This is a genomic window from Streptomyces sp. SN-593 (assembly GCF_016756395.1).
Taxonomy (GTDB): domain Bacteria; phylum Actinomycetota; class Actinomycetes; order Streptomycetales; family Streptomycetaceae; genus Actinacidiphila; species Actinacidiphila reveromycinica.
The window spans coordinates 6,193,703-6,218,740 of sequence record NZ_AP018365.1 but is presented as its reverse complement, the minus strand read 5'-3'; the positions used below and the strand labels follow the sequence as shown (position 1 = coordinate 6,218,740).

The window sequence follows — 25,038 nt, the reverse complement described above, 5'->3', positions numbered from 1 at the left end:
GAAAAAACCCCTCGCGGATGCGAGAGGTCAGCACGCGGGTCTGGGGCACGATGACGTTCCACCTGGGTTCAGCGGAAGCGTCACTGCGGACCGGCGTGCCTGCGGCCGATAATCAGCATGGCGTACGAGGACACGCCAGCAGTGTGGCACACCTTTCCGCCATTCGGGTCACCGTCTCACGTTCTGAGCGGGGCGGCGGCAGGAGGAGCGCTGCGGCGGGAGGGCGGCCCCCTGGGGCGCGGGGAGCAACTCCACCGCGCCCCGGGGCACCGTCGGGCGCCCTACGCGCCGAGCGGGTGCATCCAGCCGTGCGGGTCGGGCGCCTGGCCGGTCTGGATGTCGAGCAGCGCCGAGCGCAGCCGCAGGGTGACCTCGCCCGGCCCGCCGTCGCCCACCGTCCAGTTCGCCCGGGTGGACTTGATCGAGCCGACCGGGGTGATCACGGCCGCGGTGCCGCAGGCGAACACCTCGGTGAGGGTGCCGTCCTCGTTACCCCGCTTCCAGTCCTCCACGCTGATCCGGCCCTCGCCGACCTCGTAGCCGAGGTCGGCGGCGATCGTCAGCAGCGAGTCGCGGGTGATGCCGGGGAGCAGCGAGCCGGTGAGCGAGGGGGTGACGATGCGGTTGCCGTAGACGAAGTACAGGTTCATGCCCCCCATCTCCTCGATCCAGCGGCGCTCGGTCGCGTCGAGCCAGACCACCTGGTCGCAGCCGTGCTCGATGGCCTGCGCCTGGGCGACCAGGGACGCCGCGTAGTTGCCGCCGGTCTTGGCCGCGCCGGTGCCGCCGGGGGCCGCCCGCACGTACTCCTCGGACAGCCAGACCGAGACCGGCTGGACGCCGCCGGAGAAGTAGGCGCCGGCCGGGGAGGCGATGACCAGGAAGAGGTACTCGCGGGCGGGGCGGACACCGAGGCCGACCTCGGTGGCGATCATGAAGGGCCGCAGGTAGAGGGACGCCTCGCCCTCGGTGGGCACCCACTCCTTGTCCTGGCGGACCAGCACGTCGCACGCCTCGACGAAGGTCTCCACCGGCAGTTCGGGCATCGCCAGCCGCCGCGAGGACGCCTGGAAGCGCCGGGCGTTGGCCTCGGGCCGGAAGGTGGCCACCCCGCCGTCGGGCTGGCGGTACGCCTTGAGCCCCTCGAAGATCGTCTGCGCGTAGTGCAGCGTCATGTTCGCCGGGTCGATCGACAGCGGTGCGTACGGGACGAGCTGCGCGTCGTGCCAGCCGCGGCCGTCGGTCCACTTGATGGTGACCATGTGGTCGGTGAAGTACCGCCCGAAACCGGGGTCGGCGAGGATCGCCCCGCGCTCGGCCGCGGACAGCGGGTGCGAGGAGGGTTTCAGCTCGATCGTGGGCGTCGTCATCTTCAGTTCCTTCACCGTGTCGCTGACGCCCTCGGCCGTACTGCTAGGACGTCCTACTTTCCCGCCATGAAGCGGCCCCGTCACCGATTATCGCAGCGACGGGGCCGAGTGGTACCCGGGCGGGCCCGCTTCCCTGAGGTCAGCCGGCCACCCGTGCCGCCAGCGCGTCGCCGATCTCGACCGTGGAGCGGGCCGGGCCGCCGGCGCGCTCGGCGAGGTCGGTCCGGACGGCGGCGTCGATCCGGTCGGCCTCCGCGTCGTAGCCGAGGTGCCGCAGCAACAGCGCGACGGACAGCACCGTCGCGGTCGGGTCGGCCTTGGACTGGCCGGCGATGTCCGGGGCCGAGCCGTGCACGGGCTCGAACATCGAGGGGAACTCGCCGCTGGGGTTGATGTTGCCGCTCGCGGCCACGCCGATGCCGCCGGAGACGGCGGCGGCGAGGTCGGTGACGATGTCGCCGAACAGGTTGTCGGTGACGATCACGTCGAACCGCTCGGGCTGCGTCACCAGGAAGATCATCGTGGCGTCGACGTGCAGGTAGTCGGTGGTGACCTCGGGGTACTCCCGGCCGACCTCCTGGAAGATCCGGGTCCACAGGCCGCCGGCGTGCACCAGCACGTTGTTCTTGTGCACCAGCGTGAGCTTCTTGCGCGGTCGGGCCTGGGCGCGGGCGTACGCGTCGCGCACCACGCGCTCGATGCCGTAGGCGGTGTTGAGGCTCACCTCGGTGGCGACCTCGGCCGGGGTGCCGGTCCTGATCGCGCCGCCGTTGCCGGTGTAGGGGCCCTCGGTGCCCTCGCGGACCACCACGAAGTCGATGTCGGGGCTGCCCGCGAGCGGGGTGCCCACACCCGGGAGCAGCTTGCTGGGCCGGAGGTTGACGAAGTGGTCGAAGGCGAACCGCAGCTTCAGCAGGAAGCCGCGCTCCAGCACACCGGACGGCACGGACGGGTCGCCGATCGCACCGAGCAGGATCGCGTCGTGGGCCTTGAGCTCCGCGAGGTCCGCGTCGGTGAGGGTCTGACCGGTGGCGTGGTACCGCTTGGCGCCGAAGTCGTACTCCTTCGTCTCCAGCTTGGTTTCCTGCGGGAGGGCCGCGGCGAGGACTTTGAGACCCTCGGCGACGACTTCCTGACCGATTCCGTCGCCGGGGATCACTGCGAGGTTGATGCTGCGAGACATGCGGGCACCCTACTCCGCGTCTTGACCTCTGACACGGCACGTCCGCATGTCGGACGCAGGCTCGGGAGTCGGGGGGAAGCGGTGCCGGCTGCGGCTCAGCGTTCGTGTCCGGTGGAGCCGCCGTTGTCGCGGCGGTCCATCGAGCGCTGGAGGGCGCGCAGGGCGTTCTGGCGGGCGTCGTCGTCCATGGGAATCAACTCCGTGGGAAGTCCGGTGCAGACGGGTGGAGGCGAGACGTGCCACGGAACGCGGGCGGAGAGCCGCGCCGCGGGGGTGACCCGCCTGAAGGGCGCCTGGCTCGCATCCGCCGTCCGCTCGGTCGAGCGGGAAACGTTCGGCTCATTCAAAGTTAGGACACAGCGGTCGCCTTGTCGTCAGGATTACTCGGACTTCCTACTATCTGAGACGACCGGTCGTTCGTTCGGCCGTACACAGGGGACCGCCCCCGTCTCCGAGGCCGGGAGACGGGGGCGGTGGACGGCGGGGCCGGGCGGGCGCTCAGCCCTGGTGCGGGTAGCGGTAGTCGGTCGGCGGGACCAGCGCCTCCTTGATCGCCCGGGTCGAGGTCCAGCGCAGCAGGTTCTGCGCGGAGCCCGCCTTGTCGTTGGTGCCCGAGGCGCGTGCCCCGCCGAAGGGCTGCTGGCCGACCACGGCGCCGGTCGACTTGTCGTTGACGTAGAAGTTGCCGGCGGCGAACCGCAGCCGGTCCATCACGTGCGCCACGGCGGCGCGGTCGCGGGCGATGACCGAGCCGGTCAGCGCGTAGGACGCCACGGACTCCATCTGGTCGAGCATCGCGTCGAAGGCCGCGTCGTCGCCGTCGTCGTAGACGTGCACCGCCAGCAGCGGGCCGAAGTACTCCTCGCGGAAGATCTCGTGGTCCGGGTCGGTGGAGACCAGCACCGTCGGGCGGACGAACCAGCCGACCGAGTCGTCGTACGTGCCGCCGGCCACCACCTCGACGGACGGGTCCGCCTTGGCGCGCTCGATCGCGTCCCTGTTCTTCGCGAACGCGGCCCCGTCGATCAGGGCGCCGAGGAAGTTGGTGAGGTCGGTGACGTCGCCCATGGTGATGGCGTCCACCTCGGCGGTGAACTCCTCCTTGAACCCGCCCTCCCAGATCGAGCGCGGGATGTAGGCGCGCGAGGACGCCGAGCACTTCTGGCCCTGGTACTCGAAGGAGCCGCGGGTGAGCGCGGTCCTCAGTACCGCCGGGTCGGCCGAAGGGTGCGCGACCACGAAGTCCTTGCCGCCGGTCTCGCCGACGATCCGCGGGTAGGAGCGGTAGCGCTCGATGTTCTCGCCGACCGTGCGCCACAGGTACTGGAAGGTCCTGGTGGAGCCGGTGAAGTGGATGCCGGCGAGCTCCGGGTGGGTGAGCGCGACCTCGGAGACGGCGGCGCCCGGCCCGGTGACGAGGTTGATCACGCCGTCGGGCAGCCCCGCCTCCTTCAGCAGCCGCATCAGCAGCAGCGCCGAGTGGGTCTGGGTGGGCGACGGCTTCCACACCACCACGTTGCCCATCAGCGCGGGGGCGGTGGGCAGGTTGCCCGCGATCGCGGTGAAGTTGAATGGCGTGATCGCGTAGACGAAGCCCTCCAGCGGGCGGTGGTCGAGCCGGTTCCACACGCCGGGCGCGTTGGCGACCGGCTGCTCGGCGAGGATCTGCCGGGCGTAGTGCACGTTGAACCGCCAGAAGTCGACCAGCTCGCAGGGGCTGTCGATCTCGGCCTGCTGCACCGTCTTGGACTGGCCGAGCATGGTGGAGGCGGCGAGCGTCTCCCGCCAGGGGCCGGCGAGCAGCTCGGCGGCGCGCAGGAAGATCGCGGCGCGGTCGTCGAAGGAGGTGGCGCGCCAGGCGGGTGCCGCGGCGAGCGCCGCGTCCACGGCGTCCTTCGCGTCCTGGCCGTCGGCCGCGGCGCTGGTGCCCAGCCGGGCCGCGTGGTTGTGCGGCTGCACCACGTCGAAGCGGTCGCCGCGCCCCATCCGCTCCTGCCCGCCGATCACCAGCGGGAGGTCGATCGGGTTGCCGGCCAGTTCCTTGAGCTTCGCTTCGAGCCGAGCGCGTTCCGGGCTGCCGGGCGCGTAGGTGTGCACCGGCTCGTTGACCGGCGCGGGGACCTGGGTCACAGCGTCCATGGAGCGTGTCTCCTTGTGGGATCGGTTCAGCGGCTGGGGGCGAAGGAACGCAGGAAGAAGGCGAGGTTCGCCGGGCGCTCGGCGAGGCGGCGCATGAAGTAGCCGTACCAGTCTGCGCCGTAGGGGACATAGATGCGCATACGTTCGCCGGCCTCCGCGAGCCGTCGCTGCTCGGCGGTGCGGATGCCGTAGAGCATCTGGAACTCGTAGCTGCCGGGGGCGCGGCCGGCGCGGGCGGCGAGCTCCTGGGCGATGGCGATCATCCGCGGGTCGTGCGAGCCGACCATCGGGTAGCCGTCGCCCGCGAAGAGGGTCCGCAGCGCGCGCACGTACGCGCGGTCGACGGACCTGCGGTCCTGGAAGGCGACGTGCGCGGGCTCGTTGTAGGCGCCCTTGACCAGCCGGACCCGCGAGCCGGCGGTGGCCAGGTCGCGGGCGTCGGCCTCGGTGCGGAACAGGTACGACTGGAGCACGGCGCCGGTGCGCGGGTGCGCGCGGCGCAGCTCGTGCAGGACCGCCAGCGTCGAGTCGACGGTGGTGTGGTCCTCCATGTCGAGGGTGACGGTGGTGCCGTTCGCGGTGGCCAGTTCGGCGACAGAGCGGACGTTCTCCAGCGCGACGTCGTGGCCGCCGTCGGGCAGCGCCTGGCCGAAGGCGGAGAGCTTCACCGACACCTCGGCGCGGTCACCGAGCCCCGCGGCGGCCAGCGTCTCCAGCAGCCGCAGGTAGGCGTCGCGGGTGTGCCGGGCGGTGGCGCGGTCGGTGACGTCCTCGCCGAGGTGGTCGAGGGTGACGTCCAGACCGCTCGCGGTCAGCGCGCGGACGGTGTCCATCGCGGGGTGCAGCGCGTCACCCGCGACGAACCGGTCCACCACCGGACGGGTGACGGGAGCGGCTGCGACGACACGGCGCAGCCGGTCGCTGCGCGAGGCGGCGAGCAGCACGGGACCGAGCACTTGGGGCCTCCTGGCGGACAAGTCGGGCGGCGCGGCGGATGGGGCCGGCGGACGGGTCGGGCGGTGCGGCGGGGATGGCCGCCGCACCGGGGCGGCGGCACGGATCACGTGCCGTCACCGCGAATGTAGGGACCGCGCCGCCCCGCGGACCATCGACACCTGTCACGCATCCGGGTGCCACCCCTCATACAGATGTATGAGGACCGTGGGGGACAATGGACGGGTGGGCGCTGACTACGGTGATTTCCAGGATCTGGTGGACGAGGTCTCGGCGCTGCTCGGGGCGCCCGCGACGCTGGAGGACCGCGACTTCCGGCTGATCGCGTTCGGAGTGCACGACAGCGACGACGAGGCGGCGGTGGACCCGGTGCGGACCAGGTCGATCCTGACCCGGCGCTCCACCGCCGAGGTCCGCGCCTGGTTCGAGCGGTTCGGCATCGCCCGCGCCACCGGGCCGATCCGCATCCCCGCGGCCCCCTCGGCGGGCGTCTTCACCGGCCGGCTCTGCCTGCCGGTCCGGCACGGCGGGGTGGTCTACGGATACGTCTGGCTGCTCGACGAGGCCGACCACTCCCCCGCGCAGCTCGGCGCGGCGATGGCGGTCGCGGCGCGGATCGGCGACCGGCTGGCCGCGATGTCCGTGGCCGGGGCCGAGGCCGCCCAGGCGCTGCGGGCCCTGCTCACCGGGGAGACCCGGGCCGCCCGGGACACCGCGGAGGAGGCGCTGCGCAAGGCGCTCGGCGCGGACGCGGACGAGCCGCACGCGCTGGTGTGCGTGTGGCCGCCGGACCGGGGCGGCAAGCGGCTCGCCGGGCCGCAGCCGGAGGGCTGGGCCGGCCACCTCGACGACCTGCCCGGGACCCGGGCGGTGCCGGGCGCCGCGGCGATCACGCGGGTGCCGGGGTGGGGCCGCTGGGAGGCGGTCGCGGTGCTGGTGCGGCTGCGCTCGCCGCAGGTGCTCGCGCCCGCGCGGACCGCGGCGACCCGGGTGCTGGCCGCGGTGGCGGCGGGAAGCGGGGCCGGCGGCGGGAGCGGGACGGCCGGGCCGGCGACGGCCGAACCGGCCGGGGCCCGGCCGGCGGCGGGGCCGGCTGCGGGCTCGGCGGCGGGCGGGTCCGGCGGGGCGGAGGAGCCGGTCGCCGGGGTGAGCGACGCCCGCACCACGCTGGCCGCGCTGCCCGCGGCATGGCGGGAGGCGACCGCGTCCGCCCGGGCGGCCAGCGCCCAGCCGCTGCTGGGTCCGGTCGCCAAGTGGTCGGGGATCGGCCCGTACCGGCTGCTCACCGCGCTGCCCGCGGATGCCTCGCCGGACCCGGCGATCGCCGCGCTGCTCTCCGACGCGCACCGCGAACTCGCCCACACCGCCGAGGTGTTCCTCGACCACGCGGGCCAGGCCGGTCGTACCGCCACCGCCCTGGCCATCCACCGCCAGACGCTCTACTACCGGCTGTCCCGCATCGAGCAGCTGACCGGCCTCGACCTCTCCGACGGCGAGTCCCGCCTCCTGCTCCACATGGCCCTCAAAGCGGCCCGCCTGTGAGAGCGGCCCGCCCGGGAGGGGCGGGCGGCGGCACGGTCGTATACGACCTACATGCGGTCGATCTCGGTCAGGTCGATGTCCAGGTCGAACGGGGCGGAGGTCTTGAGGCGGTCGTGGTGGATGCCGGTGAGCGCGTACGCGTGGCCGAGCCGGTCCAGTTCGTAGGTGTGGACCACCGGCCGGCCGCTCCCCGTCCGCTCCACCAGCCAGAAATGCGGAATGCCCGCACGTGCGTAGAGCAGCGGCTTTCGCTCGCGGTCACGGCCGGCCGACTCCGGCGAGACCACCTCCACCGCGAGGACCACGTCCTCGGCCTGGTAGCTCGTCTCACCGTGTCCGGCATCCGGCACCGCTCGTGCGTTCAGGACCGTCAGGTCCGGCTCCGGCCGGTTGGCCCTGTCCAGCACGACGGTCATCTCCCGGCGCACCCGAAGGCCGTCGGGAGCATGGACGCGCAGCGCGCTCTCCAGCAGAAACATCGCCAGAGTGTGGAAACTCTTCTGCGGACTCACGAAAACGAGGCTCCCGTCGATCAGCTCGGTGTGCGGCGGGAGATCGGGGATGCGGTCGAGATCGTCCGCGGTGAAGCCACCCGGAGGGGGGAAAACCCAGTCCGGGAGTTTTTCGGCAGTCATCTGTCCTCCCATGGACGGGATCTTGTCGGCATTGATCGGATGAACACCAGAAAACACCGGCACCACCACCCGAAAGGGTTAATTGTCGTACCGGTGTTTTCTGGTCACGTCCTGGAGACAAGCCTACGCGCCACCGCTGCCCGGAATCAGTCCGTCAGGTTGACGGCGCGGGCGGAGGTGGCGCCGATCTCGTCGGCGATGTCGGTGAGGACGCCGGCCGGGATCGTGGAGTCCACGGTGAGCGCGACCAGCGCGTCACCGCCGGCCGCCGCGCGGGCGACCTGCATGCCGGCGATGTTGACGCCGACCTCCCCGAGGATGCGGCCGATGGTGCCGACCACGCCCGGACGGTCGGTGTACCGCAGGAACGCCATGTGGTCGGCGAGCGCGAGATCGACGTCCTCGTCGCCCACCGCCACGATCTTCTGGAGGTTCTTCGGGCCGGCCAGCGTGCCGGACACCGACACCTCGGTGCCGTCGGCGAGGGTGCCGCGCACGGTGACGAGGTTGCGGTGGTTGGGCGACTCGGAGCTGGTGGTGAGGCGGACCTCCACCCCGCGCTCCTGCGCGAACAGCGGCGCGTTGACGTACGACACCGTCTCGGCCACCACGTCCTCGAACACGCCCTTGAGCGCGCTGAGTTCGAGCACCTTCACGTCGTGCTGGGTGATCTCGCCGCAGACCTCGACGTCGAGGCGGGCGGCGACCTCGCCGGCCAGCGCGGTGAAGATCCGGCCCAGCTTCTCGGCGAGCGGCAGCCCGGGCTTGACGTCCTCGGCGATGACGCCGCCCTGCACGTTGACCGCGTCCGGCACCAGCTCGCCGGCGAGCGCGAGCCGTACCGACTTGGCGACCGCGATGCCGGCCTTCTCCTGCGCCTCGTCGGTGGACGCGCCCAGGTGCGGGGTGGCCACCACGTTGTCGAACTGGAAGAGCGGGGAGTCGGTGCACGGCTCCTTCGCGTACACGTCCAGGCCCGCGCCGGCCACCCGGCCCTCCTTGAGGGCAGCGGCCAGCGCCTCCTCGTCCACGATCCCGCCGCGCGCGGCGTTGACGATCCGCACCGACGGCTTGACCTTGTGCAGCGCCTCGTCGCCGATCAGGCCCAGCGTCTCGGGGGTCTTCGGCAGGTGGACGGTGATGAAGTCGGAGACCTCCAGCAGCTCGTCCAGGGACAGCAGCCGGACCCCCATCTGGGCGGCGCGGGCGGGCTGCACGTAGGGGTCGTACGCGACGACGTTCATCCCGAAGGCGGACATCCGCTGCGTGACCAGGACACCGATCCGGCCCAGGCCCACCACGCCGAGGGTCTTCTCGCTCAGCTCCACGCCGGTGTACTTGTTGCGCTTCCACTCGCCGGCCTTCAGCGCCGCGTTGGCGGGCGCGATGTTCCGGGCGGTGGCGATGATCAGGCCGCAGGCGAGTTCGGCCGCGGTGACGATGTTGGAGGTCGGGGCGTTCACGACCATCACGCCGGCCTTGGTGGCGGCGGACACGTCGACGTTGTCCAGGCCGACGCCCGCGCGGGCGACGACCCGCAGTTTGCCCGCGGCGGCGACCGCCTCGGCGTCGACCTTGGTGGCGCTGCGGATCAGGATCGCGTCGACGTCGGTGATCGCGGACAGCAGTTCGGCTCGGTCCGCGCCGTTGCAGTGCCGGATCTCGAAGTCCGGGCCGAGCGCGTCGACCGTGGCCGGCGACAGCTCTTCTGCGATCAGTACGACAGGCTTCTGGCTCACGTGGTCCTCACTTGTTCCTGCGGGGGCGGCCGGTCCCGTGCGGCCGCTCCGGGGAGGGCGGGGTAGTGGGCTGACGCCTGGGCTCACGCAGTGGCCGGCAGAGGTACGAGGCCGGCCGTGGAGCGAGCGAACAGGAAGCCCACCCATCAGGGGATGGCATGCCGCGTGGAAGACGCACGACGCTGTGAGCCTGACGCGCTTGTTAAGGGAGTGTATCGGCGAGGTGGACCAGCGCCATCGCCGAAATGGAAGGATCACCCACAAGGGTTGCGTCGCTTCGTACAAACCCCGCCGCCGCTCCCCTGTTCAGGGGAGGGGGACGGTGTACGAAGCGACGCTCCTCGCCGGTCCGGTCCGGGGGTGGCCCGGACCCGGTCCTTACGCCTCCTCGTCCACCCAGCTCATCAGCTTGCGCAGCTTCTTGCCGGTGGTCTCCAGCAGGTGGCCCTCGTCGGCCTTCTTGTACTCGTTGTAGCGCGGCAGGCCCGCGTTGTACTCGGCGATCCAGTTGTTGGCGAAGGTGCCGTCCTGGATCTCGCCGAGGATCTTCTTCATCTCGGCCTTGGTGTTCTCGTTGATGATCCGCGGGCCGGAGACGTAGTCGCCCCACTCGGCGGTCTCGGAGACCGACCAGCGCATCTTCTCCAGGCCGCCCTCGTAGATCAGGTCCACGATGAGCTTCAGCTCGTGCAGGCACTCGAAGTAGGCGATCTCCGGCTGGTAGCCGGCCTCGACCAGGGTCTCGAAGCCCGCCTTCACCAGCGCGGCGGTGCCGCCGCACAGCACCGCCTGCTCGCCGAAGAGGTCGGTCTCGGTCTCCTCGGTGAAGGTGGTCTTGATGACGCCCGCCCGGGTGCCGCCGATGCCCTTGGCGTAGGACAGCGCGAGCGCGAAGCCCTTGCCGGTGGCATCCTGCTCGACGGCCACGATGCACGGCACGCCGCGGCCCTCCTCGTACTGGCGGCGGACCAGGTGGCCCGGGCCCTTCGGGGCGACCATGCAGACGTCGACACCGGCCGGCGGCTTGATGAAGTCGTAGCGGATGTTGAGGCCGTGCCCGAAGAAGATGGCGTCGCCGTCCTTGAGGTTGTCCTTGATGGACTCCTCGTAGACGCGCGCCTGGATCGGGTCGGGCACCAGGATCATGATGACGTCGGCCTCGGCGGCGGCCTCGGCGACCGTCAGCACGCGCAGGCCCTGCTCCTCGGCCTGCGCCTTGGACTTGGAGCCCTCGTGCAGGCCGATGCGCACATCGACGCCGGAGTCGCGCAGCGACAGCGCGTGGGCGTGGCCCTGGCTGCCGTAGCCGATGACCGCGACCTTGCGGCCCTGGATGATGGACAGGTCGGCGTCGTCGTCGTAGAACAGCTCGGCCACTTCGGGTCTCTCCTTGGTTCGGTTGCTACGGCCCACCGTACGACGGGTGGGCGCAGGGGGGTTGCGGGGTCTCGCCATGCGGATCGGCCGGCGCGCGGGTCACCCGCGCCGGCCGCTGGGCCGCGTCAGGCGGAACGGTCGAGCGCGCGCAGGCTCCGGTCGGTGATGGAGCGGGCGCCGCGACCGATGGCGATGGTGCCGGACTGGACCAGCTCCTTGATGCCGAAGGGCTCCAGCATCTTGAGCATGGCCTCCAGCTTGTCGGCGCCGCCGGTGGCTTCGATGGTGACGGCCTCCGGGGAGACGTCGACGGTCTTGGCGCGGAAGAGCTGCACGATCTCCACGACCTGCGAGCGGGTGTCGTTGTCGGCCCGCACCTTCACCAGGACGAGTTCCCGGGCGACCGCCGCCGACGGGTCGAGTTCGACGATCTTCAGCACGTTGACCAGCTTGTTGAGCTGTTTCGTGACCTGTTCGAGCGGTAGCTGGTCCACCACGTTGACGACGATGGTGATCCGGGAGATCTCGGGGTGCTCGGTGGTGCCGACCGCGAGCGAGTCGATGTTGAAGCCCCGCCGGGAGAACAGCGCGGTGATCCGGGCCAGGACGCCCGGCTTGTTCTCCACCAGGACGGAGAGGGTGTGCTTGGACATGTCAGTGGATTCCTTCGCTCGTCCCTGCTCGCTCAGTCGTTTTCGCTGTCGCCGAAGTCGGGGCGAACGTCCCGGGCCGCCATGATCTCGTCGTTGGAGGTGCCCGCGGCGACCATCGGCCAGACCATGGCGTCCTCGTGCACGATGAAGTCCACGACCACCGGGCGGTCGTTGATCGCGTTCGCCTTGGCGATGACCGCGTCCAGCTCGTCGGGGGACTCGCAGCGCAGCCCGACGCAGCCCATCGCCTCGGAGAGCTTCACGAAGTCCGGCACCCGGGTGCCGTGGTTGCTGATGGAGCCGACGCCCTGGGTGGAGCCGGGCACGTTCTCCGCGCCGGAGTGCAGCACCGTGTTGGAGAACCGCTCGCCGTAGAAGAGGTTCTGCCACTGGCGGACCATGCCGAGGGCGCCGTTGTTGATGATGGCGACCTTGATCGGGATGTTGTTCAGGGCGCAGGTGACCAGCTCCTGGTTGGTCATCTGGAAGCAGCCGTCGCCGTCGATCGCCCACACGGTGTGGTCGGGGCGGCCGGCCTTGGCGCCCATCGCGGCGGGCACCGCGTAGCCCATGGTGCCGGCGCCGCCGGAGTTGAACCAGGTGCCGGGCTGCTCGTACTTGATGAACTGGGCGGCCCACATCTGGTGCTGGCCGACGCCGGCCGCGAACAGGGTGCCCTCGGGGGCGAGCTCGCCGATCCGCTCGATGACCTGCTGCGGGGACAGGCTGCCGTCGTCGGGCGCCTCGTAGCCGAGCGGGTAGGTGTTGCGCCAGAAGGAAAGCTGGCGCCACCAGTCGGTGTAGTCGCCGCGGTGGCCGGCCTCGTGGTCGGCCTGGACGGCGACGATCAGGTCCGCGAGCACCTCGCGGGCGTCGCCGACGATCGGCACGTCGGCGATCCGGTTCTTGGAGATCTCGGCCGGGTCGATGTCGGCGTGCACGACCTTGGCGTGCGGCGCGAAGGTGTCCAGCCGGCCGGTGACGCGGTCGTCGAAGCGGGCGCCGAGCGCGACGATCAGGTCGGACTTCTGGAGCGCGGTGACCGCGGAGACGTCGCCGTGCATGCCGGGCATGCCGACGTGCTGGGGGTGGCTGTCGGGGAACGCGCCGAGCGCCATCAGGGTGGTGGTGACCGGTGCTCCGGTCAGCTCGGCGAGGATGCGCAGCTCCGCGGTGGCGCGGGCCTTGAGCACGCCGCCGCCGACGTAGAGGACCGGGCGGCGGGCCTCGTTGATCAGCCGGGCGGCCTCGCGGATCTGCTTGGCGTGCGGCTTGGTGACCGGGCGGTAGCCGGGCAGGTCCTGCTGCGGCGGCCAGCTGAAGGTGGTCTCGTTCTGGAGCGCGTCCTTGGCGATGTCCACCAGCACCGGGCCGGGGCGGCCGGTGCCGGCGATGTGGAACGCCTCGGCGATGGTGCGCGGGATCTCGGCCGGGTCGGTGACCAGGAAGTTGTGCTTGGTGATCGGCAGGGTGATGCCGCAGATGTCGGCTTCCTGGAACGCGTCGGTGCCGATGGACTTCGAGGCGACCTGGCCGGTGATGGCCACGATCGGCACGGAGTCCATGTGCGCGTCGGCGATCGGGGTGACCAGGTTGGTCGCGCCCGGGCCCGAGGTGGCCATGCACACGCCGACCTTGCCGGTGGCCTGCGCGTAGCCGGTGGCGGCGTGCCCGGCCCCCTGCTCGTGGCGGACCAGCACGTGGCGGACCTTGACGGAGTCCATCAGCGGGTCGTACGCCGGCAGGATCGCGCCGCCCGGGATGCCGAACACGGTGTCGGCGCCGACGGCCTCGAGGGAGCGGATGAGGGCCTGTGCACCAGTCATGCGCTCCGCGGGGGCGGCGGTCGCCGCACCGCGGCTCCGCTGCGGGTGGTGGGACCCGGTGGCCTGCTCGGTCATCTGCGTTCTCTTCTCTCGAAGATGAGGGTTTGCGGTGGAGCGTCGAGGCTCCCGACTTGCGGTGGTCGCCCGGCGTCCTGCCGCCGGGCAACAAAAAACCCCTCGTGCCGTGAGGCAAGCGAGGGGAGCGCGCCGGTGCGGTGCGAGGCGTAGGGTGCCTCGGTCAGCCGACGCGCTTTCCAAGTACGAGAATTCGGGTGCGCATGGCTCCGACCCTCCTCCCGCCCCCACTCGGGTGTCAAGCCGGTGGGACGGGCGTCTCATTATTCGAGCACACCGGGTAGTCTCCGCGGGTCAGCGACCCGCGCAGGTGGTGCTCGTCCAGCGGGCCGGAGAAGGCCATGCCCAGGCCCTGCGCGCAACCCATCTCGCGCATCGCCTGCACCTGCTCGGGGCGGTCGATGCCGTCGGCGACGGCACGGATGCCGAGGTCGGCGGCGATCCCCAGCAGCCCGCGGGTGACCTTGTGCAGCCGGCCGGACTCGACCACGCCGTCGGTGAAGGCGCGGTCGAGCTTGATCATGTCCACCGGCAGGGTGCGCAGCGCGCCCAGCGCGCCGTATCCCGCGGCGAAGCCGCCGAGCGCGATCCGCACCCCGAGCCGGCGCAGGCCGGTGAGCCGGCGCTCCAGCTCGTCGGGGGCGATCCGCGGGTCGCCCCCGGTCAGCTCGACGACCAGGGCGCTGGGCGGCAGCTCGTGGCGGGCGAGCAGCCGCTCGATGCCGGTGGCCGGCTGGTCGCGGTGGAGCAGGCGGCGGGCGGACAGCCGTACCGTGACCGGGACGCGGTGGCCGGCCACGTAGCGGAGCGCGGCCTGCTCGACGGCCTGGTCCAGCAGGCGGTCCAGCAGGCGCGCCGTCTGTAACTCGCGCTCGCCGTCGTCACCGGAGTTCAGGAACTCGGCGGGCGTGGAGAGTATCCCCTGCGCGCTGCGCCACCGGGGGCGGGCCTCCACGCCGGTGATCCGGCCGCCGGCCAGCTCCACGACGGGCTGGTGCAGCAGGGTGAACTCGCCGTCGTCCAGCGCCTTCCTGACCCGTCCGGCGAGTTCGGTGCGGCGCACGGCGTCGGCCTGGAGCCGGGGGGCGTACAGCTCCACGCGGCCCTTGCCGGACTGCTTGGCGCGGTACATCGCCAGGTCGGCGTGGCGCATGACGTCGCCGGGGGTGGCGCCGGGCTCGGCGAAGGCGATGCCGACGCTCGCGCCGACCCGCACCTCCACGCCGTCCACCCGGTAGGGCTCGGACAGCGCGGCGCGCAGCCGGTCGGCGATGTCGCGGACGCGGTCCTCGACCGCGGTGGTGGCGGCGGGGGCCGGGCCCGGCGCCGCGGCGGGGCCGACGGGACCGGTCAGCGACTCGGCGGGGGCGGTGCGGGGTCCGGGGATGGGGCCGTGGCCCAGGTAGGCGCAGTGACCGGGCTTCCCGCCGGGGTGGGCGGGGCAGGACGGGTGGCCGGCGGGATGCCCGACGTGGTCGGCCGACCGCTCGGCGTGTGCGGGGTGCGCGGGGTGCGCGGGCGGGGAGGCGTGCGCGGGGGCCGGGGCGGGACCGGGGTGCGCGGGGGCGGCCGGGACGCCGTCCGGACCGGAGATGAGCGCGGCGAACTCGTCGCCGCCGAGACGGGCGGCCACGTCGCCTGAGCGGAGGGCGTTCCGCAGCCGGCGGGCGGCCTGGATCAGCAGGTCGTCGCCCGCCTGGTGCCCGACCGTGTCGTTGACCGCCTTGAAGCCGTCGAGGTCGACGTAGAGCACGGCGGCCCTGGCGTCCCCGGCCCGGCGCCCGCCCACCGCGCGCCCGAGGCGTTCGAGGAACAGGGCGCGGTTGGGCAGGTCGGTGAGCGGGTCGTGCGACGCGTTGTGCTGCAACTGGGCCTGGAGGCGCACGCGGTCGGTGATGTCGCGGCTGTTGAAGATCAGGCCGCCCTGGTAGCGGGTGACGCTGGACTCGATGTCGAGCCAGCCGTGCCGGTCGGCGCGGATGCGGCACTCGATCCGGGTGGAGGGCTCCTCGCCGGGCGGGGCGGCCAGGAAGCGGCGCACCTCGTGCAGGACCCGCCCGAGGTCCTCGGGGTGGATGTGGGCGGCCAGTTCGGTGCCGACCATCTCCTCCGGGTCCCGGCCGTACACCCCCTGGGCGGCGGGGCTGACGTACCGCAGCACGCCGGTGGGGGCCGCGATCATGATGACGTCGCTGGAGCCCTGGACCAGGGAGCGGAAGTGGTTCTCCTTGTGCGCCAGCTCCTGGGTGAGCGCGATGTTGTCGAGCAGCATGATGCCCTGGCGGACCACCAGCGCCAGCACCACGGTGCAGCCGGTGAGCAGCACGACGCGGTCGCACTTCTGGCCGGTGATCACGTTGTACAGGATGCCGAGGGTGCAGACCGCGGCCGCCAGGTAGGGCGTCAGGGCGGTCAGCGAGGTGGCGACCCGGCGGGTGGTGGCGTTGGCCCGGCGGGAGGGGTGCACGGGCGCGTACAGCCTCGCGCCGACCCAGGGGGCGTACGCCAGCAGCAGGCTGCCGGCGAACCAGCCCGCGTCGAGCACCTGGCCCGAGCGGTAGTGCGCCCGCAGCAGGGGGGAGGTGAACAGCGCGTCGCACAGCACGGTGAGCGCGAGGGCGGCGATCGCGGTGTTGACCGCGGCGCGGTTGACCCCGGCGCGCCGGAAGTGCAGCGCGAGCACCATGCTGACCAGTGCGATGTCCAGCAGCGGGTAGGCCAGCGACAGGGCCATCCGGGCGGTGCTCGGCCCGTCGATCGTGGCGGTGCGGGCCAGCGCCAGGCTCCATGACAACGTGAGCAGCGAGCCGCCGATCAGCCAGGTGTCCAGCGCCAGGCAGACCCAACCCGCCCTGGTCACCGGGCGCTTGGCGAGCACCAGCAGGCCGATGATCGCGGGCGGGGCGAACATCAGGAAGCAGAAGTCGGCCGGGGAGGTCTGGGGCACCGGGCGGCGCAGCACCACTTCGTACCAGCCCCAGATGCCGTTGCCGAGGGCCGTCATCAGCGAGGAGCAGCCGAAGAGCAGCCAGGCCGGGCGGTGCGCGCCGGCCGTGCGCCGCGCGTACAGCAGCGCGGACACCGACGCGGCGGCCGCGGCCGCGGCGAGCCCGAAGCCGCCCATGACCAGGGCCACTTCGCTGCTCCCCCAGCCGAGCGAGGCGCCGGTGGTGTATCCGCCGCAGACCAGGGCCAGCAGGAGTTGGGGCAGCAGGCCGACGGCGCGGTCCCCCTCGGCGGTGGTCTGCGGTGCCGCGAGCACGGCTCCCTGGGTGCTCATGGCGCGGTCCGGTGTGCCGCGGTGCTCCGGCGCCGCGTGATCGGTCCGCGCTGTCGGTCCTGCATCACCCGCCCCCTCACTCAGTCGTCGTCCACAGCGCCGTGTCCGTGGTCGTTCGGTCACGACGTGCCCCCGAATGCCGACGATACACCAGATTGGTCACTCTGGGATAGGTAGTTCCTACTGTGCGTAACCATCAGGGGGTTGCCGCTCGCCGCGGACCACGCTCCGCGACCGCGCGGGGTGTTCAGCCGCCGGCGACGACGTTCTCCAGCGGCAGGCCCGCCGCGAACCTCTCCAGTTGCGCGCGCACCAGCCGCTTGGCGCGCGGCAGGAAGGCGGAGCTGCTGCCGCCGACGTGCGGGCTGACCAGCACGCCCGGCGCGTGCCACAGCGGGTGCCCGGGCGGCAGCGGCTCGGGGTCGGTCACGTCGAGTGCCGCCGTCAGCCGTCCGGACTCGGTCTCGGCGAGCAGTGCCTTGGTGTCCACCACCGGGCCGCGCGCGATGTTCACCAGCAGCGCGCCGTCCTTCATCGCGGCCAGGAAAGAGGCGTTGGCCAGGCCGCGGGTCTGCTCGGTGAGCGGGGTGGTGAGCACCACGACGTCCGCGGCCGGCAGCAGGGCGGGCAGCTCGTCCAGGGCGTGCACCGGGCCGCGCGGGGTGTCGCGGGCGCTGCGGGCGACCCGGTCCACCGTGCACTCGAAGGGCACCAGCCGGTCCTCGACGGCGGCGCCGATCGCGCCGTGGCCGACGATCAGCACGCGCCGGTCGGCGAGCGCCGGGTAGAAGCCGGAGTACCACTTCTCGGTGTCCTGGCCGCGCACGAAACGCGGGATGCCGCGCAGCGAGGCCAGGATGAGGGTGAGCGCGAGTTCGGCGGTGCTGGCCTCGTGCACGCCGCGGGCGTTGCACAGCCGGACGCCGGGCGGGAGCTGCCCGAGGTGCGGCGTGATGTGGTCCACCCCGGCGCTGAGCGTCTGCACCACCTGCACGGTGCGCATCTCGGCGAGCGGGCGCGCGCCGAGCACCGGGCCCTTCATGTACGGGACGACGTAGAAGGCGGCGTCCGCGGGGTCGGCGGGGTACCGGTCGGCGCCGTCCCAGAAGACGTAGTCGAAGGCGTCTGGGAGCCCGTCGATCTCGGCGGGCGGCAGGGACAGCCACACCGTGGGGCGGTCGGCGGACCTGTCCTGGCCTGGGCTGCGGTCGGTTCGGGTGGTGTCGGTCATGGTCAGGAGGCTATGACACAGTGGGGCGGCGCAAGGAGGTTGGGACGGGTGGAGCGCAGAAGGGTCGGGGCCACGGCGCTCGACGTGGGCGCGGTCGGCCTCGGCTGCATGCCGATGAGTTGGGGGTACGGCGCCCCGCGGCATGACGGCGCGTGGCCGCCCTCCGGCCGGGGGTCCGTCGAGCGGTCGCTGCGCGTGGTGCACGCCGCGCTCGACGCGGGCGTCACGCTGCTGGACACCGCCGACATGTACGGCCCGTTCACCAACGAGCTGCTGCTCGGCCGGGTGCTCCAGGAGCGCCGGGCGGACGCGTTCGTCTCCACCAAGTGCGGACTGCTGGTGGGCGAGCAGCACCTCGTGGCCAACGGCCGCCCGTCCTACGTCCGCAGGGCGTGCGACGCGTCGCTGCGCCGGCTGCGGACCGACACGATCGACCTCTACCAGTTGCACCGGGCCGATCCCGAGGTGCCGGTCGAGGAGACGTGGGGGGCGATGGCCGAGCTGGTCGCGGCGGGCAAGGTGCGCGCCCTGGGATGGTGCGCGGTGGGCGCGCGCGTCGGCCGGTCCAGGGGCGGCCGCGGGAGCGGCGGTCGGCCGCACGACGAGACGATCCGGCACCTCGCCCGGGTCCAGCAGGTCTTCCCGGTGGCCTGCGTGCAGGCCGAGTTGTCGGTGTGGGCGCCGGAGGCGCTGGCCGAACTGCTGCCGTGGTGCGCGGCACGCGGCATCGGTTTCCTGGCCGCGATGCCGCTCGGCAACGGCTTCCTCACCGGCACGCTCACCCCCGGTGCGGGCTTCGCGCCGGAGGACCTGCGGGCCAGGCATCCGCGGTTCACCGCGGAGATGATGGCCGCGAACCAGCCGATCGTGGCGGGGCTGCGCCGGGTGGGCGCGCGGCACGGCGCCAGCGCCGCGCAGGTCGCGCTCGCGTGGGTGCTCGCCCAGGGCCCCACGGTGGTGCCGGTGCCGGGCACCAGGACGGCCGGGCGGGCGGCGGAGAACGCGGCGGCGGCCGCACTCGTGCTGAGCGCCGCGGACCTCGCGGAGATCGCCGCGCTGCCGGCCGCCCAGGGGTCGTGGGACTGACCGTGAGGCCCGGCGGGTGAACGGGACCGGACGGGCGTACCGGGCCGGGCCGGGCCGGGCCGGCGTAACGGACCGGGTGGGCGTACCGGGCCGGGCAGGCGTAACGGACCGGGCGGGCGGATGTGCCGAACCGTGTGGCCGTACCTGTGGGCCGCCGGGACCGCGCCCCCGCACCCGGGACCCCCGGCTTCCGCGCCCGCCTGCGGACCGTCCCGGATGTGATGCGGACCGCGTCGACCGCGAACGGGCCCTCCCCCAGGGCGAGATGTGGTGTGCTTGGCCGGTGGAGCGGCCCGGCCGAGCGGGCCCGGCGGAACTGGTGGGGCGCGTGGATCGAAGGTTGCGGGAACTGACAGCGGAGGCGGGCGGCAGGCCTGCACGGGGTCCGGCGCGCGGCGGCGCGTGGGTCGCGCTCGCGCTCGCGGCGGTCCTGGTCGGCGGGTGCTCCTCGGCCGCGTCGCCGAACCTGACGCACCCGATGTCGCCCACCGCTCCCGGCAAGGCGTCCGCGGGCGGCGCGGCGCCCTCCGGGTCCGCGACCCCCTCCGCCCCGGTGTCCACCCCGCCGGCCGAGGGCACCGCGAAGGTCACCGCCACCGTGGCGACCGGGCTGAGCGCACCGTGGGGACTGGCCGATCTGCCCGACGGCAGCCTGCTGGTGGGCGCGCGCGACACCGGCCGGATCTCACGGATCGACCCGAAGACGCACGCCGTCACCGAGGTCGGCCTCGTCCCCGGCGTCACCCACTCCAAGGGCGGCGAGAACGGCCTGCTGGGACTGGCCGTCTCGCCCGACTACGGCTCCGACCACCTCGTCTACGCCTACTTCTCCACCGAGTCCGACAACCGCGTCGCCAGCTTCCTCTACGACCCGTCGCGGCCCAAGGGCGAGCAGTTGGGCGCCCCCGACACGATCCTGCGCGACATCCCGACCGGCTCCCTCGACAACGGCGGCCGGATCGCCTTCGGCCCCGACGGCGACCTCTACGCCGGCACCGGCGACACCGGGCGGCGGGCGCTGGCGCAGGACGCGTCCTCGCTCGCGGGCAAGATCCTGCGGATGACGACCGACGGCGAGGCGCCCACCGACAACCCGACGCCCGGGTCGCTCGTCTACTCCGGCGGGCACCGCAACGTCCAGGGCCTGGCCTGGGACGACCAGGGGCGGCTGTGGGCCTCGGAGTTCGGCCAGGACGGCTGGGACGAGCTGAACCTGATCGAGCCGGGCGCGAACTACGGCTGGCCCACCGTCGAGGGCACCGCGCACCGCACCGGCTTCGTGGACCCCGTCGAGCAGTGGCACCCGGCCGACGCCTCCCCCAGCGGGGTCGCCTACGCGGCAGGCTGCGTCTGGATCGCCTCCCTCAAGGGCGGGCAGTTGTGGCGCGTCCCGCTGGCCGGCGGCAAGGCGTCCGCCGCGCCCCAGGCGTTCCTGAAGGGCGCCTACGGCCGCCTGCGCTCGGTGGTCGCGCTGGACGACCACACCCTGCTGCTCAGCACGAGCAACACCGACGACCGCGGCACCGCCCGCTCCGGTGACGACCGGGTCCTGCGGCTGACCGTCTCCTGAGCTACACGCTCACGTGCGGGACCGGCCGCCCGGCGCCCGGAACCGCGGGAAGGCCCGGCACCGCGGGAGGCCCCGGCGCCCCGGGAAGGCCCGGCACCGCGGGAAGGCCCGCCGCCGGCGTACCCGGCAGGGCGGGCTCCGCCGGGGGCGGGACCGGAGCCGGCGGGCGGACCTCCGGCGCGGCCTCGACGGCGAGCCGCGGCAGCCGCCGGTCCAGCCAGCCCGGCAGCCACCAGTTGGCCGGGCCGAGCAGGTGCATCAGCGCGGGCACCAGCAGCGTGCGCAGCACGAACGCGTCGAGCGCCACGGCCGCGGCCAGGCCGATGCCGAACATCGCGATCACCCGGTCCCCGCTGAGCACGAACGCCAGGAAGACCGCGACCATGATGACCGCCGCGGAGCTGATCACCCGGCTGGTCTCGGCGAGCCCGACCCGCACCGCCCGTCCGTTGTCGCGGGTCTCCCGCCACTCCTCGTACATCCGGCTGACCAGGAAGACCTGGTAGTCCATGGAGAGGCCGAAGAGCACCGGGACGAGGATCACCGGCAGGAAGGGCTCGATCGGCCCGGCCCGGCCGAGCCCCAGCCACTCGCTGCCCCAACCCCACTGGAAGACCGCGGTGACCACGCCGAAGGAGGAGGCGACGGCGGCCACGTTCATCACCGCGGCCTTGACCGGGATGCCCACGGACCGGAAGGCGACCAGCAGCAGGAGGCAGCCCAGCCCCACCACGCAGCCGACGAACAGCGGCAGCTTCCCGACCACCACGGCGGCGAAGTCGTCGTAACTGGCGGTCGCGCCGCCGACGTCGACCGTCAGGTCGGTGCCCTTCTCCGCGGCCGGCAGCACCTGGTGGCGCAGGCGGTCGACGAGGCCGGAGGTGGCGGTGGACTGCGGGGAGGTCGTGGGCACCACCGTGATCACGCCGGTGGTGCCGGCGGCGTCGGTGTCGGGCCCGCTGACGGACGCCACGCCCGGGGTGTGCCGGAGGGTCTGCGGCAGGTGGTCGAGGGCCACCAGCGCGCCCGCGCTGTCGGTGGTGGCCACCAGCGTCAGCGGGCCGTCCGCGCCGGGGCCGAAGCCCTCGGCGAGCAGGTCGTACGCCTTGCGCGTGGTCGTGGTCGAGGGGTCGTTGCCCTGGTCGGAGGTGCCCAGGTGCAGCGACAGGGCGGGCAGCGCGAGCACCGCCATGACGGCGGCGGCGACCACGCCGAGCAGCCGGGGGTGCCGTGAGACGAGGCCGGACCAGCGGGCGGCGGCGCCGCTGGGAGGCGGTGCGGGAGCGTCGGAGCCGCGGCAGCCGGCGTGCTCCTCGGCCCGGCGGTGCTGCGCCGCCTGGCACCCGCCGCCGTGGGCCAGCACCCGCCGCTCCCGGCGGCTGAGCGCCCGGTGCCCTATGAAGCCCAGCAGCGCGGGGAGCAGCGTGACCGACGCGGCGACCGTGAGCAGCACCGTGAGCGAGGCGGCCACCGCGACGCCGTCCAGGAAGCCCAGCCGCAGCAGCAGCATGCCGAGCACCGCCACGCACACGGTGCCGCCGGCGAACACCACCGCCCGGCCCGTGGTGGCCACCGCCTCCTCCGCGGCCCGGGCCACGGACAGGCCGCGTTTGAGGCCCTTGCGGTGCCGGCTGACGATGAACAGCGCGTAGTCGATGCCGACGCCGAGCCCGATCAGCATGCCGAGCATCGGGGCGAAGTCGGCGACGGTCATGGCGTGGCCGAGCAGCACGGTGCCCATGTAGGCGGTGCCGCAGGCGACCAGCGCGGTGGCGATCGGCAGCAGCATCGCGGCGAACGACCCGAACGCGACCAGCAGCACCACCGCGGCCACCGCGACCCCCACCGCCTCGCTGAGGTGGGCGCTGGCCGCCTCGGTGTTGCCGACCGCCTCGCCGCCGAGCTCGACCTCCAGGCCGGGGCCCTGACCGGACTTGGCGGTGTCCACCAGTGCCTGGGCCTGGCCGCGGCTGACGCCGTCGGCGTCCGTGCCGTAGCCGACGGTGGCGTAGGCGGTGTGCCCGTCCGCGCTGATCCGGCCGGCGCCGGTGGGGCCGTGGGGACCGGTCACGGAGGTGACGCCGGGGAGGGTGCGGGCCCGGTCGATCACCTTGGCCATGGTCTGCTCGACGGCGGCGGCCCGTACGGAGCCGTGCACGGTGTGCCACACGATCGTGTCGGTGTCGCCGGCCTGGTCGGGGAACGCGGTGCGCAGCAGCCTCGCGGCCCGGCTGGACTCGGTGTTCGGCGCCTCGTAGGTGTGGGAGTAGGCGGAGCCGGCGACCGCGGCGGCTGCGCCGAGCCCGAGGAGAGCGGTCAGCCACAGCAGCACCACGGCGAGGCGGCGGCGAAGGCACCACCGGGCGAGTACGGCCATGGGCTGCTGTCCCCTCGCGGGTGCGGTTGCGTGGTCGGTACGCCCGTGCGGGTCCCGTGGGGGTACGTTGCGCCCACTGTGCCAGGGGAAACCGATCCTTTGCGGCTTTCGTGCTTCTCCTCACAAGTGTCCGGAAAGCATAAAGGCGCCCTGTGTGCCGCCGTGCCCGGACGCGCGGCGGCACACAGGACGCCGTCCGCCACGTGCGGGGAGGCGGCACCCCGGCCGGGGTACCGCCTCCACCTACGCGAGGGACGTGTACGGGTCAGCCCTGGAGCTTCTCCAGCACCAGTTCGCGTACCCGCTTGGCGTCCGCCTGGCCGCGGGTCAGCTTCATGACCGCGCCGATCAGCGCGCCGGCCGCCGCGAGGTTGCCGCCGCGGATCTTGTCGGCGACCGCCGCGTTGTCCGCGATGGCCTGGTCGACGGCCGCGCCGAGCGCGCCGTCGTCCGAGACGACCTTCAGCCCGCGCCGGTCGACGACCTGGTCGGGGTCGCCCTCGCCGGCGAGCACGCCCTCGATGACCTGCCGGGCCAGCTTGTCGTTGAGGTCGCCGGCCGCGACCAGCGCGGCGACCCTGGACACCTGCGCCGGGGTGATCGCCAGCTCGGACAGCTCCACGCCGGCCTCGTTGGCGTGCCGGGCCAGCTCGCCCATCCACCACTTGCGGGCCGAGGCCGCGTCCGCGCCCTCGTCGATGGTGGCGGTGATCAGGTCGATCGCACCGGCGTTGAGCGCCGACTGCATCTCGAAGTCGGAGATGCCCCACTCCTGCTTGAGCCGCTCGCGGCGGGCCAGCGGCAGTTCGGGCAGTCCGGCCCGCAGTTCCTCGACCCACTCCCGGGACGGGGCGACCGGCACCAGGTCGGGCTCGGGGAAGTAGCGGTAGTCCTCCGCCTCCTCCTTGATCCGGCCGGAGGTGGTGGAGCCGTCCTCCTCGTGGAAGTGCCGGGTCTCCTGCACGATGGTGCCGCCCGAGGAGAGCACCGCGGCGTGCCGCTGGATCTCGAACCGGGCCGCCCGCTCCACGCTGCGCAGCGAGTTGACGTTCTTCGTCTCGCTGCGGGTGCCGAACGCCTCCCGGCCGTGCGGGCGCAGGCTGAGGTTGACGTCGCAGCGCATCTGGCCCATCTCCATCCGGGCCTCGGACACGCCCAGCGCCTTGATCAGCTCGCGCAGTTCGGCGACGTAGGCGCGGGCCACCTCCGGTGCGCGGGCGCCGGCGCCCTCGATCGGCTTGGTGACGATCTCGATGAGCGGGATGCCGGCCCGGTTGTAGTCCAGCAGGGAGTGCGAGGCGCCGTGGATACGGCCCGTCGCGCCACCGATGTGGGTGGACTTCCCGGTGTCCTCCTCCATGTGGGCCCGCTCGATGAGCACCCGGAAGACCTCGCCGTCCTCCAACTGGACGTCCAGGTAGCCGTTGAAGGCGATCGGCTCGTCGTACTGCGAGGTCTGGAAGTTCTTCGGCATGTCCGGGTAGAAGTAGTTCTTCCGGGCGAACCGGCACCACTCGGCGATCTCGCAGTTGAGCGCCAGGCCGATCTTGACGGCGGACTCGACGCCGATCTCGTTGACCACCGGAAGCGCGCCGGGCAGGCCCAGACAGGTCGGGCAGACCTGCGAGTTGGGCTCCGCGCCGAGCTCGGTGGAGCAGCCGCAGAACATCTTCGTCCGCGTGCCCAGCTCGACGTGGACCTCCAGGCCCATCACCGGGTCGTACGACGCGAGCGCGTCCTCGTAGGACAGCAGGTCCGTGACGGTCACTGTTCCCTGTACCTCTTCTTTGTCGGTCCGTCAGTCCGCGAGGACGTCGTCGTCGCCCAGCCGGCGCAGCTCGCGGACGAGCAGCACGATGCCGGTGGTCACCGCGGCGGCGCGCAGCACGGCGTCGACGAGCTGGAGCTTGTCGTCCTCGCTGCGCGCGGCGCGCACCTTCTTCACCGCGCTGAAGGCGCTGAAGAGCGAGGTGCCGATGGACAGGTACGTGCCCTTCTTGC

At 72.9% G+C, this 25,038-nt stretch carries 17 protein-coding genes; 3 read left to right on the top strand and 14 right to left on the bottom strand.

From position 1 onward, the window contains the following. Positions 1 to 281 precede the first annotated feature (281 nt). The 4 genes from RVR_RS26465 to RVR_RS26450 form a co-directional block, all read right to left on the bottom strand. Positions 282 to 1,370: a branched-chain amino acid aminotransferase gene (locus RVR_RS26465; RefSeq protein ID WP_202236409.1), complete on the bottom strand. Its 1,089-nt coding sequence runs from the start codon at positions 1,368 to 1,370 to the stop codon at positions 282 to 284. Positions 1,371 to 1,509: 139 nt separating this feature from the next. Next, on the bottom strand, positions 1,510 to 2,553 hold the full coding sequence (locus RVR_RS26460) for a 3-isopropylmalate dehydrogenase (RefSeq protein ID WP_202236408.1): 1,044 nt from the start codon (positions 2,551 to 2,553) through the stop codon (positions 1,510 to 1,512). Between the two features lie 498 nt (positions 2,554 to 3,051). Beyond that, positions 3,052 to 4,692, bottom strand: coding sequence for an L-glutamate gamma-semialdehyde dehydrogenase (gene pruA, locus RVR_RS26455; protein WP_202236407.1), 1,641 nt, complete (start codon positions 4,690 to 4,692; stop codon positions 3,052 to 3,054). A gap of 26 nt (positions 4,693 to 4,718) precedes the next feature. Beyond that, positions 4,719 to 5,648: a proline dehydrogenase family protein gene (locus RVR_RS26450; RefSeq protein WP_202236406.1), complete on the bottom strand. Its 930-nt coding sequence runs from the start codon at positions 5,646 to 5,648 to the stop codon at positions 4,719 to 4,721. 196 nt (positions 5,649 to 5,844) lie between these two features. On the opposite strand from RVR_RS26450, the gene RVR_RS26445 reads away from it, so the two are divergent. Then, positions 5,845 to 7,188 carry a PucR family transcriptional regulator gene (locus RVR_RS26445; protein ID WP_202236405.1) on the top strand — a complete coding sequence of 448 codons (1,344 nt, stop codon included), beginning with the start codon at positions 5,845 to 5,847 and terminating at the stop codon, positions 7,186 to 7,188. Positions 7,189 to 7,235: 47 nt separating this feature from the next. Here RVR_RS26445 and RVR_RS26440 read toward each other — a convergent pair whose 3' ends face one another. From RVR_RS26440 to RVR_RS26405, 7 genes are all read right to left on the bottom strand, one after another. Next, complete coding sequence (locus RVR_RS26440) at positions 7,236 to 7,823, bottom strand: Uma2 family endonuclease (RefSeq protein WP_202239204.1); 588 nt, start codon at positions 7,821 to 7,823, stop codon at positions 7,236 to 7,238. Between the two features lie 146 nt (positions 7,824 to 7,969). Further along, entirely contained in the window at positions 7,970 to 9,562 is a 1,593-nt protein-coding gene (serA, locus tag RVR_RS26435) for a phosphoglycerate dehydrogenase (protein ID WP_202236404.1), read from the bottom strand. A 378-nt stretch (positions 9,563 to 9,940) separates the two neighbouring features. Further along, entirely contained in the window at positions 9,941 to 10,939 is a 999-nt protein-coding gene (gene ilvC / locus RVR_RS26430) for a ketol-acid reductoisomerase (protein WP_202236403.1), read from the bottom strand. 125 nt (positions 10,940 to 11,064) lie between these two features. Then, complete coding sequence (gene ilvN, locus RVR_RS26425; RefSeq protein ID WP_202236402.1) at positions 11,065 to 11,592, bottom strand: acetolactate synthase small subunit; 528 nt, start codon at positions 11,590 to 11,592, stop codon at positions 11,065 to 11,067. Between the two features lie 32 nt (positions 11,593 to 11,624). Next, the gene (locus RVR_RS26420; protein WP_202236401.1) at positions 11,625 to 13,493 is read right to left on the bottom strand and encodes an acetolactate synthase large subunit; all 1,869 of its coding nucleotides are present in this window, start codon (positions 13,491 to 13,493) and stop codon (positions 11,625 to 11,627) included. A 238-nt stretch (positions 13,494 to 13,731) separates the two neighbouring features. After that, positions 13,732 to 16,773, bottom strand: coding sequence for a putative bifunctional diguanylate cyclase/phosphodiesterase (locus RVR_RS37955; RefSeq protein WP_237404973.1), 3,042 nt, complete (start codon positions 16,771 to 16,773; stop codon positions 13,732 to 13,734). Positions 16,774 to 17,020: 247 nt separating this feature from the next. Then, the gene (locus RVR_RS26405; RefSeq protein WP_237405417.1) at positions 17,021 to 17,941 is read right to left on the bottom strand and encodes a 2-hydroxyacid dehydrogenase; all 921 of its coding nucleotides are present in this window, start codon (positions 17,939 to 17,941) and stop codon (positions 17,021 to 17,023) included. A 111-nt stretch (positions 17,942 to 18,052) separates the two neighbouring features. Here RVR_RS26405 and RVR_RS26400 point away from each other — a divergent pair, with 111 nt between their 5' ends. Continuing rightward, entirely contained in the window at positions 18,053 to 19,090 is a 1,038-nt protein-coding gene (locus RVR_RS26400) for an aldo/keto reductase (RefSeq protein ID WP_202236399.1), read from the top strand. Between the two features lie 340 nt (positions 19,091 to 19,430). Further along, entirely contained in the window at positions 19,431 to 20,660 is a 1,230-nt protein-coding gene (locus RVR_RS26395) for a PQQ-dependent sugar dehydrogenase (RefSeq protein WP_237404972.1), read from the top strand. 1 nt (position 20,661) lies between these two features. Here RVR_RS26395 and RVR_RS26390 read toward each other — a convergent pair whose 3' ends face one another. The 3 genes from RVR_RS26390 to RVR_RS26380 form a co-directional block, all read right to left on the bottom strand. Continuing rightward, positions 20,662 to 23,037 (bottom strand): MMPL family transporter, encoded by a 2,376-nt coding sequence (locus RVR_RS26390; protein WP_202236398.1) that lies wholly within the window; start codon positions 23,035 to 23,037, stop codon positions 20,662 to 20,664. A 265-nt stretch (positions 23,038 to 23,302) separates the two neighbouring features. Next, complete coding sequence (gene gatB, locus RVR_RS26385) at positions 23,303 to 24,805, bottom strand: Asp-tRNA(Asn)/Glu-tRNA(Gln) amidotransferase subunit GatB (protein WP_202236397.1); 1,503 nt, start codon at positions 24,803 to 24,805, stop codon at positions 23,303 to 23,305. A gap of 30 nt (positions 24,806 to 24,835) precedes the next feature. Further along, positions 24,836 to 25,021, bottom strand: coding sequence for a hypothetical protein (locus RVR_RS26380; protein ID WP_202239198.1), 186 nt, complete (start codon positions 25,019 to 25,021; stop codon positions 24,836 to 24,838). Positions 25,022 to 25,038: the final 17 nt, after the last annotated feature.

Excerpts from the sequence above, each read along its gene's own strand:
- RVR_RS26465 (WP_202236409.1), bottom strand. The coding sequence starts at position 1,370 with ATGACGACGCCCACGATCGAGCTGAAACCCTCCTCGCACCCGCTGTCC.
- RVR_RS26460 (WP_202236408.1), bottom strand. The coding sequence starts at position 2,553 with ATGTCTCGCAGCATCAACCTCGCAGTGATCCCCGGCGACGGAATCGGT.
- pruA (WP_202236407.1), bottom strand. The coding sequence starts at position 4,692 with ATGGACGCTGTGACCCAGGTCCCCGCGCCGGTCAACGAGCCGGTGCAC.
- RVR_RS26445 (WP_202236405.1), top strand. The coding sequence starts at position 5,845 with ATGAGGACCGTGGGGGACAATGGACGGGTGGGCGCTGACTACGGTGAT.
- RVR_RS26440 (WP_202239204.1), bottom strand. The coding sequence starts at position 7,823 with ATGACTGCCGAAAAACTCCCGGACTGGGTTTTCCCCCCTCCGGGTGGC.
- ilvN (WP_202236402.1), bottom strand. The coding sequence starts at position 11,592 with ATGTCCAAGCACACCCTCTCCGTCCTGGTGGAGAACAAGCCGGGCGTC.
- RVR_RS26420 (WP_202236401.1), bottom strand. The coding sequence starts at position 13,493 with ATGACCGAGCAGGCCACCGGGTCCCACCACCCGCAGCGGAGCCGCGGT.
- RVR_RS37955 (WP_237404973.1), bottom strand. The coding sequence starts at position 16,773 with ATGAGCACCCAGGGAGCCGTGCTCGCGGCACCGCAGACCACCGCCGAG.
- RVR_RS26390 (WP_202236398.1), bottom strand. The coding sequence starts at position 23,037 with ATGGCCGTACTCGCCCGGTGGTGCCTTCGCCGCCGCCTCGCCGTGGTG.